General features: G+C 35.3%; 8 protein-coding genes. 7 read left to right on the plus strand and 1 reads right to left on the minus strand.

The features are described from left to right. Positions 1-20 precede the first annotated feature (20 nt). Positions 21-1,355: a cyclic 2,3-diphosphoglycerate synthase gene (locus tag HNS38_RS03110; protein WP_172278283.1), complete on the minus strand. Its 1,335-nt coding sequence runs from the start codon at positions 1,353-1,355 to the stop codon at positions 21-23. 310 nt (positions 1,356-1,665) lie between these two features. Between HNS38_RS03110 and HNS38_RS03115 the strand changes: the two genes are divergently transcribed. The 7 genes from HNS38_RS03115 to HNS38_RS03145 all read left to right on the plus strand — a co-directional run bounded on the left by HNS38_RS03115 (position 1,666) and on the right by HNS38_RS03145 (position 11,474). Continuing rightward, positions 1,666-2,439, plus strand: a complete 774-nt coding sequence (locus HNS38_RS03115) for a hypothetical protein (RefSeq protein ID WP_172345961.1) — start codon at positions 1,666-1,668, stop codon at positions 2,437-2,439. A gap of 332 nt (positions 2,440-2,771) precedes the next feature. After that, complete coding sequence (locus HNS38_RS03120) at positions 2,772-3,533, plus strand: hypothetical protein (protein WP_172278287.1); 762 nt, start codon at positions 2,772-2,774, stop codon at positions 3,531-3,533. Between the two features lie 134 nt (positions 3,534-3,667). Beyond that, positions 3,668-4,864: a DNA polymerase III subunit delta gene (locus HNS38_RS03125; RefSeq protein ID WP_172345962.1), complete on the plus strand. Its 1,197-nt coding sequence runs from the start codon at positions 3,668-3,670 to the stop codon at positions 4,862-4,864. Between the two features lie 110 nt (positions 4,865-4,974). Continuing rightward, positions 4,975-6,090 carry a regulatory iron-sulfur-containing complex subunit RicT gene (locus HNS38_RS03130; protein ID WP_253916237.1) on the plus strand — a complete coding sequence of 372 codons (1,116 nt, stop codon included), beginning with the start codon at positions 4,975-4,977 and terminating at the stop codon, positions 6,088-6,090. A gap of 28 nt (positions 6,091-6,118) precedes the next feature. Then, positions 6,119-6,595: a gliding motility lipoprotein GldH gene (locus HNS38_RS03135; protein ID WP_172278291.1), complete on the plus strand. Its 477-nt coding sequence runs from the start codon at positions 6,119-6,121 to the stop codon at positions 6,593-6,595. 12 nt (positions 6,596-6,607) lie between these two features. Next, the gene (locus HNS38_RS03140; RefSeq protein WP_172345963.1) at positions 6,608-8,899 is read left to right on the plus strand and encodes a penicillin-binding protein 1A; all 2,292 of its coding nucleotides are present in this window, start codon (positions 6,608-6,610) and stop codon (positions 8,897-8,899) included. Between the two features lie 181 nt (positions 8,900-9,080). Next, a complete protein-coding gene (locus tag HNS38_RS03145; protein ID WP_172345964.1) occupies positions 9,081-11,474 on the plus strand; it encodes an RND family transporter in 2,394 nt (797 codons plus the stop codon). The last annotated feature ends 114 nt before the right edge of the window (positions 11,475-11,588 follow it).

An 11,588-nucleotide genomic window follows, 5' to 3' on the forward strand; every position in this document is an offset into this window, starting at 1 on the left:
CTAAAAAGCCGCCATTGAAATTATAAATTATATTTTTTCACAAAGTCGTCGAGAATGCCTACAAAATCAGGCTGTCCAATTTCTTGTAAATCATAATAAACACGAGTCGCCGGTTTATCAATTTTTACAATTCTTTGGAGGTCGATAGGTGTACCAATAACCACGGCTTCACAATCTGTATTATTAATAGTAGTTTCTAAATCTTTTAATTGCTGAGCACTATATCCCATTGCAGGAAGCAATGCGCCAATATTAGGATAGATTTCGAAAGTCTCGCTGAGTTTCCCAACAGTGTATGGTCTTGGGTCAACGAGTTCTTTTGCGCCATATTTTTTGGCTGCAACAGTACCGGCTCCAATTTTCATTTCCCCATGAGTTAGTGTTGGGCCATCCTCAACTACCAATACTCTCTTTCCTTTGATTATAGAAGGATCATCTACCTTTAATGGAGAAGCGCCATCAACAACAATAGCATTAGGTGCTATTTTTGCGATATTGTCTCTTACAATTTGAATGGCTTCAGGTGCAGCGGTATCCATTTTGTTAATGACCGCTACATCGGCCATTCTTAGTGTGACTTCGCCAGGATAATAAGATAATTCGTGTCCCGGACGGTGAGGATCAACTACTGTTACATTTAAATCTGGAACGTAGAATGGGAAATCATTATTTCCCCCATCCCATAAAACTACATCACAACCGTCAGGATCGTTTTCTGCAGCTCTTAAAATGGCTTCATAATCTACACCAGCGTATATTACATTACCTCTTACCACATGTGGCTCATACTCTTCCATTTCTTCAATGGTGCATTTGTGAAGTTTTAAATCTTCAACAGTGGCAAAGCGTTGAACTTTTTGTGCAACCAAGTCTCCGTATGGCATTGGATGACGAACAGCTACAACTTTAAGACCTTTTTCCATTAAAATTTCAATAATTCTTCTAGAGGTCTGACTTTTTCCACATCCAGTTCTAACAGCGCCAACTGCAATGACGGGCTTAGTACTTTTTACCATAGTGTCTCTAGGACCTAGTAAATTGAAGTTTGCACCTGCAGCATTTACTCTGGCACTCATGCCCATGACCACATTATAAGGTACATCGCTGTATGAGAAAACACAATCGTCAACTTTTAATTCGTCGATTAGTTTTTCTAAATCATCTTCAGCGTAAATTGGAATTCCTTCAGGATATAAATCCCCTGCAAGCTCTGTTGGATACTTCCTGCCATAAATGTCAGGAATTTGAGCTGCTGTAAATGCGACTACATTATAGTCTTCATTGCCGCGGTAATAGGTGTTGAAATTATGGAAATCTCTTCCGGCGGCACCAATAATTAATACGTTTTTTTTCATCTGTTATTAAAATTAAAAAAGTTAATAATGACAGATTTCAAATCTCGCTATGCGAGAGAATCCCATGCGATTTCTTTTTTTTCAGCATGGTTCTTCATTATGAATTAAAAAATATCGTTTACAAAGTTATGAGATTTGAGGAAAATTCAAAACAATAAGTTGAAAATCTAATATTTGTTAGTTTGGAAAATTGTTTTAATTTAGCGGCACACAAAATGCATCATTCATAAATAATTAAGGAGTAATACCTCCTTCCATTTAGTATTAATATAAATTTTTGGAAATCTACTAATCAAACATTTATATTATTATGAAAAAATTTTATCTACTTTTTTTAGCAATGTCTATTTTCTCCTTCTCGGCGATAGGACAAAACGTAATTGAAAAAAAGAATTTGACAAAAGATCAAATTGCTCAATTAAAGATGGCAGAAGAACAATCTCCATCTGGGGAGCTTTTTACAATGTACACTGACAATTCATCAAAATCTGTAACTGCAGTTACTAGCTTCCCTTTTGTGGAAACATTTGAAGATGCATCAACAACTAGAGCTGATTGGACACAGATTCAGGAAGTAGGGACTTACTCATGGACCTATGCAGCAGGTTCTTCAGGTGGTAGTATTGGAATAGCTTATGAAGGGGTTCTCAATGCAAGATTCGCTTCTGGTTCCTCAAGAGGTAATAAAACTAAATTGGTTAGTCCAGTAATGGATTTATCAGCATTATCAACTGTTACTGTATCATTTTATTATGGTCAAGAATATTGGTCGCCTGATCAAAATACAACTACAGTTTATTACCGAATAAGTGATACTGATCCTTGGGTTGAGATAGCTGATTTTACAGATAATGTTAATGTATGGACAGAAGCCGTTCTGGATTTACCTAACCCATCTGCTACTTATCAACTAGCATTTGAAGGTACAAACCAATGGGGGCGTGCTAATGTAATTGACTTTGTTACTGTTGATGGTATTGTAGCGCCTCCGCCTCCACCTCCAGGAGCACCATTATCAAATTGGGCATTTATGCTAATTGGTGTTTTAGCTGTTACTACTGTTTTCTTTAAATTCAAAAAATAAATCAAAAATCAATTTAGGAGGTTCTATAGAGTAGACTCCAAATATAAAAACCTCTTCATCCAAATGAAGGGGTTTTTTCTTTTTGAGTTCCAATGACATATTTTTTTAGCAAAGTTCCTGTTTTTTTGATAAGAAAAGTATAAAATTCATAATTAATAGCGTTGATAATAATCCAAAATAATAATATGGAAAAACTAAATTTGCTAATCTCGGAAATTGTTTTAATTTAGCCACACACAACAGACTATCACCCATAAGGATTAATCCTTAATTCTATTTATTGTTAATATAAGTCTTTGATCGTGATTTATTCATCAAAAATTTATATTATTATGAGAAAAATTTATTTGTTTTTATTATCAGTGTCTATTTTCTCCTTCTCGGCGATAGGGCAAAACGAATTTGATCAAGCTAATTTGACAGTAGATCAATTGAAGATGTTAGAAGAACAGTCTCCAACTGGAAATGTTGTTCCGATTTATCCTGAAAATTCATCAAAATCTGTTACTGCAATTACTACTTTTCCTTTTGTTGAAACATTTGAAGATGTATCTACAACTAGAGCTGATTGGACACAGATTCAAGAAGTAGGGACGTACTCATGGACTTTTGCAGCAGGTTCTTCAGGTGGTAGTATTACTACAGCTTTTGAAGGAGTTCTTAATGCAAGATATGCATCTGGTTCCTTTAGAGGTAATAAAACTAAACTGGTTAGTCCGGTAATGGATTTGTCTGGATTCACAACGGTAACCATGTCATTTTATTATGGACAAGAAATCTGGGCGCCAGATTTGAATACAACTGCAGTTTATTACAGAATAAGCGATGCTGATGCTTGGGTTGAAATAGCAAATTTTACAGATGAGGTTACCACTTGGACGGAAGCCATTCTGGATTTGCCTAATCCATCAGCTACTTATCAGGTAGCATTTGAAGGTACAAACAATTTTGGACGTGCTAATGTAATTGACTTTGTTAACGTTGATGGCGACTCGTCCACTCCTCCTCCTCCAAGTGCACCATTATCAAATTGGGTATTTATGTTGATAGGAGTTTTAGCAGTTACTGTAGTATTCATTAAATTCAAGAAATAGATAAAAAATAATTTTGGAGATTCTAAGTGATTAGACTCCGTAAAAAAACCTCTTCACTCAAATGAAGGGGTTTTTTCTGTTTCGGTCCGTAATTATTAATGGAATATTTTACCTTTGCATGATAAATTTAGCGGATGCAATTTAAAGATATTATTGGTCAAAGTGATTTAAAGAAAAGTTTGGTAGAAACGGTGAAAAATGGTAGGATTAGCCATGCTCAGCTTTTTTTAGGAAAAGGAGTGAATGGTAAATTTGCCTTGGCTGTAGCCTATGCACAGTATATCAATTGCCCCGATAGAACAGAAACTGATTCTTGTGGAGTTTGTCTTTCATGTAAGAAGTATAATGCCATGAGCCATCCTGACTTATTCTTCTCTTTCCCTGTTAATAAAAGCTCAAAAGGGGGAGGTGATAGCGATGCTAAATCAAGAGAAGGTGGTGTTAATCGTTCCACATCTTCTAAAGATTTAATCAGTACCATGTTTTACAAGGATTGGTTAAGTTATTTGAATTCGACTCATTATTACCCTGAATTACAATCTTGGTATAAGAAGATTAATATTGAGAATAAGCAAGGGATAATCAACGTAGAAGAGGCACGGCGCATTGTTAGGGATGTGAGTTTTAAACCAGTTGAAGCCCCGTATAAAATTTTAATCATCTGGCAGCCTGAGAAAATGAATATGAGCTCGGCAAATGTGCTTCTAAAGTTTTTTGAAGAGCCTCCTGCTCATACTATCATCATTATGGTAGCTGATGAGAAAGATCAACTATTAAAAACCATACAATCCCGGTTTCAAATTATTCCTGTTCCCAAAATTGATGATTTTGAATTATATGCTTATTTGAAAACCAAATATTCTAATTTCCCTGAAAATCAAGTTAAAAACGCAGTGGCTTTGTCCGATGGCGATTTGCAAAGAGCAGAACATATTTTAGGAGATGGAGAACAAATGAAAGAACATTTTATGTTGTTTCAAAGTTGGATGAGGATGTGTTATAAAAAGGGAAGTTTAGAAGAGATAAAAACTTTTGTAGAAAAAGTTTCTAGAATTGGGCGTGAGAATCAGAAACACTTTCTCAATTACTCGCTTAGATTGATTCGACAAAGTCTATTGATAAATTATGGGCATCCTTCCTTAAATAAACTTACACATTATGAAAGTGAGTGGTTAACCAAGTTTTCTCCCTTTATTCATATTAACAACGGTATTCAGTTAACAGAAAAATTTGAACAGGCCATTTTTGAAGTGGGTAGAAATGCAAGTGCATCAGTTCTTTTCATGAAATTATCGCTTGATTTGAGCGTATTATTGAAAATTCCTCAGTAACACAAAATTTCTTTTAAATTTGCATATTAGGATTGGTGATTTATTGCCATCCATTAATTCTCGCATAATCATATTCTGACTGAAGAATTATTTTAACTAGAAAACCAAGAATGGATAATAATATAAAAGTTCCGGAGGAAGACATCATGATGTCAAGAGGGTGTTGTGCCTCCAATAAACTACTCGATAAGTCTGCAAATAAAAATGCCAATAGCTGTCCAAAACTGGATTCTCGAGAATGGCTAGCTGATATTCCTACTCCTTTAGGATTTACAAAATCAAATGTGGTGGAAGTAAGGTTTAAAAATTCTCATAAAGCATTTTTTAAAACACCAGACGAATTAGAACTCAATAAAGGAGATATCATTGCTGTAGAAGCATCTCCGGGTCATGATATTGGAATTGTAAGCTTAACAGGTGAAACTGCCCGCTTACAAATGAAGAAAAAGAATATTCGCCCCGATTCCGATTTTGTGAAAAAGGTGTATCGTCGTGCTAGATTGAATGATATTGAAAAATGGATGAAATCGGTGGAGAAGGAAGATCCTACAATGGTGAGAAGTCGACAGTTGGCTAGAGACCTTGGGCTTTCGATGAAGGTGAATGATGTGGAATATCAAGGTGATGGAACCAAAGCCATCTTCTATTATACTGCTGAGGATCGCGTAGATTTTAGGCAGTTGATTAAAGTTTTAGCCGATTCTTTCAAAGTGAGAATCGAGATGAAGCAAATTGGAGTTAGGCAAGAAGCAGCACGAGTAGGTGGAATAGGTAGCTGCGGCAGAGAATTGTGCTGTAGCACTTGGATGACTGATTTTAAATCGGTTACTACTCAGGTGGCTCGTACACAACAACTCTCCTTAAATCCTCAAAAGCTGGCCGGCCAATGTGGTAAACTAAAGTGTTGTTTGAATTTTGAGCAAGATGCTTATATAGATGAATTAGACAAGTTTCCAGACTCCTCTATACCATTATCCACTAGAAAAGGTGACGCTATATATCAAAAAATGGATATATTTAAGAATATTATGTGGTATAGCTATATGGACGACCCTGCTTTTCATCATGCCATCCCAGTGAGTAAAGTGAAGTATATTTTAGCACAGAATAAAAAAGGTAAAAAGCCTGAGAATCTTGAAAAATTTGTGGCAGAAGTAGTTGATGTGGATAAAATGGATGAGAGGAATAAGCAAATTGATCAATGGAAAACGGATTATGGGCAATAAAACAACCCATTATTACATTATATATTAGATGAAACTAAATTTAAAAATAATTCTTGGTTTTGGGTTGTTGGTTAGCTTGTTTTTTACTTCTTGCGATTCTAATCGTTATTTTGAACAAAATATTGAAATAACTGGAGAAGAATGGTCAGCCAATGAATCTATGGATTTTTTTGTGGATATTGAAGATACTAATTCACAATTTAACTTTTATGTGAATGTTCGAAATACCAATGAATATCCTTATGCCAACCTATACATCTTTATAGAGAGCACATTTCCTGATCACATAGTTGCAAGAGATACCGTAGAATTGCAATTGGCAAGTTTAGATGGGAAATGGCTAGGTAGTGGTTATGGTAAGTATAAATATCATCATTTTATTCTCAGAAAGGCCATGCGCTTTGTTCAACTAGGGACATATTCTTTTAAGATTGAACATGGTATGCGAAAAGAACAATTACAAGGGATATCTGATATCGGAATTAGATTAGAGTATTATCCGTAAACAATTTTATATATGTCGGAGCAATTAGAACCCCATTCTATTATTGAAGAAAAGAAGGATAAGAAATATCCTTATAGAAAGTGGATTATCATATTCTGGAGCCTGTTTATTACAGCTTTTGGATTAGGATTTTTAATGTTTGTCCTTATTTCTCAAGGGAAACTGGGGGTTATGCCAACGTTTGAAGAATTAGAAAATCCTTTCATCTCTCAAGCTTCAGTTATTTATTCTGAGGATGGTGAAGAATTGGGATCCTATTTTATTGAAAACAGAAAAGATGTTGATTTTAGGGACTTAAGTCCAAATGTGGTAAATGCATTAGTGGCCACTGAAGATATTCGTTTTTATGAACATTCTGGAATCGATTTTAAAGCCCTGGTTAGAGTTGTTATAGGTGTTTTGAGTGGGGATCATAAAGGAGGAGGCTCTACCATCACTCAACAATTGGCCAAACAATTATATACTAAAATAAGTGCGCGAGATAATAGTAAACGTGTTTTAGAAAAGTTCAACGAGTGGGTGATAGCGGTGAAGTTGGAAAAGAGTTATTCCAAAGATGAAATCATGGCTATGTATTTAAATAAATATGATTTTTTAAATAATGCCGATGGAATTTATTCCGCTTCAAAGGTGTATTTCTCTTCTACTCCTGATTCTTTGAGCCTTACCGAGGCTGCTACCTTAGTAGGAATGCTTAAAAACTCTTCACTTTATAATCCTCTTCGCCGTCCAGAATTAGTTACAAGTAGAAGGAATGTAGTACTGAGTCAAATGAAAAAATATGGCTATATCGACCAGATGGCCTATGATACTGCCATTATTCAGCCTCTGGGATTGGAATATAGAAAATTAGGTCATTCAGAAGGAAGTGCAACTTACTTAAGAGAATATTTGAGGAAATATTTAAAGAGGTGGTGTGCTGAACATGATAAGCCAAATGGTGAGCCTTATAATTTATATCAAGATGGATTGCGGATATATACTACCATAGATTCTCGTATGCAAAATTACGCAGAGGAGTCCGTTCAAGAGCATCTGGGATTAGATTTGCAACCTGCTTTTTATCGACATTGGAATGGCTATACTAATGCGCCATTTGTATTTGATCGAGCCAATGCTCAAGATGAAATTGATAAGCTTCTTTTTACAGCAATGAAGCGCTCTGAACGTTATCGTTTAATGAAAAATAGAGGAGTAACGATGGACTCCATTGAATTGGCTTTTAAAACACCCATATCAATGCGGCTGTTTAGTTGGGAGGGTGATATTGATACGGTACTCACTCCAATGGATAGTATAAGATATTATAAGTCTATTTTGCAATCAGGTTTAATGTCTATGGAGCCAAAAAGCGGGAAAGTAAAAGCATATGTGGGAGGATTGGATTATACCTATTTTAAATATGATCATGTTACTCAAGCTCGCAGACAAGTAGGTTCAACCTTTAAACCCTTTGTTTATACTTTGGCTATGCAGGAGGGGAATATGTCGCCTTGTAGTAAAATGGCAAATGTTCAGCCCATTATTCCTTTGCCAGATGGCAGTTCATGGATACCCAGAAATAGTAATAAGAAATTTGAAGGCAAGGAAGTGACTTTGAAGTGGGCATTGGCCAATTCCATCAATTGGATATCTGCACAGTTAATTGATAAGTATAATCCTAGTGCCGTAGTTAAAATGGCTAGGAATATGGGGATTACAAGTCCTATCCCCGCTGTTCATGCCATCGCTTTAGGGACTCCAGATATTTCTCTTTATGAAATGGTGGGAGGAATGAGTACTTTTGCCAATAAAGGTGTTCACTTACGGCCTTATTTTATTACTCATATTGAGGATAAGAACGGAAATGTATTGGAAGTTTTTGGTCCTGATGCTAATGAGGCCATGAGTGAAGAAACCGCCTATTTAATGATCAGTTTAATGAAGGGTGTTGTTGAAAGTGGAACTGGAGTTCGATTGAGATACAAGTATAATTTCCATAATCCAATTGCAGGAAAAACAGGGACTACTCAGAACCAGTCAGATGGCTGGTTTATGGGCTTAACACCAGATTTAGTAACTGGTGTTTGGGTAGGATGTGAAGATCGTTCAGCACACTTTAGAACCATAACTTTGGGTCAAGGTGCAAATATGGCATTGCCTATTTGGGCGCTTTATATGCGGAAAGTTTATGAGGATCCAGAACTTCATGTTAGCCAAGGGGATTTTGAAAAGCCTTCAAAACCACTCGCTGTAGAAATCGACTGTGAGAAGTTTGATAGAAACCTAAGAAAAGAAGAATTTGAAATGGATGATGATTTCTAAGAATCCTCATTCTTGCTTGCTAATAGACCTATTCAAAGCCTTTTATGAAATCTTGTAATTTGAACATTTCTTAGTCTTATTGATAAGTGTTAAAGCTATGGTTTCTATATCATTTGGGTTTTTATTATTAGCTTAAATGTTCTAAGTTTGCAGTCCTTTTTTAACATCAGAAAATAGTCCTATGTGGAAGTATATTGTCAGAGGAATTTTACGTTACCGCTTTTATAATTTATTGGTTATTGGCTTAATTACTGCTTTCATGGTTTTTATGGCCACCCAGAATAAAATGTCTTATAAGCTAGCACAAATGCTTCCTTCCGATCATCCAATTATGCAGGATTATGATGGGTTTAAAGAAAGATTTGGGCAGGATGGCGCGGTGATGTTTATTGGAGCCCAATTGGATGATATATACCAACTCAATCGATTTAATTCTTGGTATGACTTGACCAAACAATTGTCAGAAGTAGAAGGTGTGGAAGGGGTACTGAGTGTAACCAATATATATACATTAACAAAGAATAGAGAGGAAAAGAAATTTGATTTCGATCCCGTTCTGAAAAAACGACCCGAATCTCAACAAGAATTAGACTCCTTAGCCCAAATCATTCAGGGCTTAAAATTCTACGAAGGCCTCCTTTATAATCCAGATTCTCAGGTGCAAATGATGATGATTACTTTGGATAAAGAGATTTTGAATACCAAAGAAAGGGTACCCCTGATTTATGACATTAAGGATATTTTGGATAGCTTTGGTATGGAGCATGATCTTGAAATGCATTATAGTGGTTTGCCATATATTAGAACGATCACTTCAGATTTAGTAAAAAGAGAATTGAACCTTTTTATCTTTCTTGCATTATTAGTCGCTGCTATTATTCTAACCATTTTCTTTAAGAATTTTCAATCTGTATTCTTCCCTATTTTAATTGTTATTATTGCAACAATATGGACCCTAGGTAGTATTGCTTTAATGGGGTATGAAATTACCATTCTAACAGGTATCATCCCTCCATTATTGATAGTAATAGGGATTGAGAATAGTATCTTTTTACTTAATAAATATCAAACAGAATATAAGGCACACCAGAATAAAGTAAAGGCTTTAAGTAGAATGGTGACCCGTATTGGTAGTGCTAACTTTTTAACTAATGCAACCACTGCAGCTGGTTTTGCAGCATTCATTGTAACGGGGAATAAACTTCTAGTTGAGTTCGGTATCATTGCCTCCATAAATATTCTAGGAATCTATATTCTTACTTTAGTTCTAATTCCTGTTTTCTTTAGCTATTCTAAACCACCTAAATTCAAACGACTAGATAAGATCGATAGTGGACCAACTAGTATTATCCTAGATAAAATGGTGTTTTTAGTATCCAATTATAGAACCAGAACTTATTGGATAAGTATTATTATTGTGGTTGCTGGATTTGTTGGAGTTAGCCAGTTAAAAACCACTGGAAGTATTGTTGATGATATTCCTCATGAGGATGTTCTATATACAGATTTAATGTTTTTTGAGGAGCATTTCAATGGAGTAATGCCTTTAGAAATAACTGTAGATACCAGAATGAAGAGAGGTGTTTTAAAACTTAGCTTTATCAAGCGTTTAGATAAACTGAGTACTAAAGTTTTGGGGCAGTATACAGAGTTATCCAAACCATTATCGGTAGCGGATTTGGTGAAATTTAGTAAGCAAGGTTTTTATAATGGAAACCCAAAGAAATATTCAATTCCAAGCAATCAAGAAGCCAACTTCATCATGCAGTATATGCCAAAGATGGAGGGTGGACAGAAAGGACTTATTAACTCCTTTGTAGATGAAGATTTGCAAGTGACTCGTGTGACTGTTCAAATGGCCAACTTGGGAACCAAAGAAATAGAAAGCTTAAAGGACAGTCTCGTCCCACAAATCGAAGCTATTTTCCCATCCGATAAATACGATGTTAAGGTTACGGGAACAAGTGTCGTATTTCTAGAAGGAACCAAATATTTAGTGAAGAACTTGTTTCAGAGTCTCCTCTTGGCCTTATTTGTTATTGCACTTTTAATGGCCTTGTTATTCTCATCGGCGAGAATGGTAGTTATTAGTTTAATCCCAAATCTAATTCCACAGCTATTAACTGCTGCCATGATGGGTTATTTTGGAATTCCAATTAAGCCTTCAACTATTCTTATCTTTAGTATTGCTCTTGGTATTTCTGTTGATAATACCATACATTTCTTGTCGAGATATCGGCTTCATTTGAAAATGAATAATTGGCAAATATCAAAGTCTGTCATCCTTGCTTTAAGGGAGACTGGATACAGTATGATTAATTCATCTATTGTTCTGTTTTTTGGATTCTTTATCTTTACTTTTAGCCAGTTTGGAGGGACTAAAAGTATGGGCTATCTAATCAGCTTTACTTTGTTTGTCGCTTTACTCTCCAACTTGTTTCTTTTACCATCTTTACTATTAACACTAGATAAAAGGATGACTACAAAGCAATTTAAAGAGCCTTTATTAGAAGCTTTGGATGAGAAGAATGAAGAAGATATCGAGGAGTCAAAATTGAATAAGTACAATAAATAGATTTAACATTTTTAATCTAAGAAAATTCAAGATTTATTAGGTTACCACTTTCATTCCATACAGGGCAAACGCGTACTTTTATTTTTCTAATTATTTTTAACAAAGCTAACGCGG

This window comes from Lentimicrobium sp. L6 (assembly GCF_013166655.1).
GTDB lineage: Bacteria > Bacteroidota > Bacteroidia > Bacteroidales > UBA12170 > UBA12170.

Excerpts from the sequence above, each read along its gene's own strand:
- HNS38_RS03110 (WP_172278283.1), bottom strand. The coding sequence starts at position 1,355 with ATGAAAAAAAACGTATTAATTATTGGTGCCGCCGGAAGAGATTTCCAT.
- HNS38_RS03115 (WP_172345961.1), top strand. The coding sequence starts at position 1,666 with ATGAAAAAATTTTATCTACTTTTTTTAGCAATGTCTATTTTCTCCTTC.
- HNS38_RS03120 (WP_172278287.1), top strand. The coding sequence starts at position 2,772 with ATGAGAAAAATTTATTTGTTTTTATTATCAGTGTCTATTTTCTCCTTC.
- HNS38_RS03125 (WP_172345962.1), top strand. The coding sequence starts at position 3,668 with ATGCAATTTAAAGATATTATTGGTCAAAGTGATTTAAAGAAAAGTTTG.
- HNS38_RS03130 (WP_253916237.1), top strand. The coding sequence starts at position 4,975 with ATGGATAATAATATAAAAGTTCCGGAGGAAGACATCATGATGTCAAGA.
- HNS38_RS03135 (WP_172278291.1), top strand. The coding sequence starts at position 6,119 with ATGAAACTAAATTTAAAAATAATTCTTGGTTTTGGGTTGTTGGTTAGC.
- HNS38_RS03140 (WP_172345963.1), top strand. The coding sequence starts at position 6,608 with ATGTCGGAGCAATTAGAACCCCATTCTATTATTGAAGAAAAGAAGGAT.
- HNS38_RS03145 (WP_172345964.1), top strand. The coding sequence starts at position 9,081 with ATGTGGAAGTATATTGTCAGAGGAATTTTACGTTACCGCTTTTATAAT.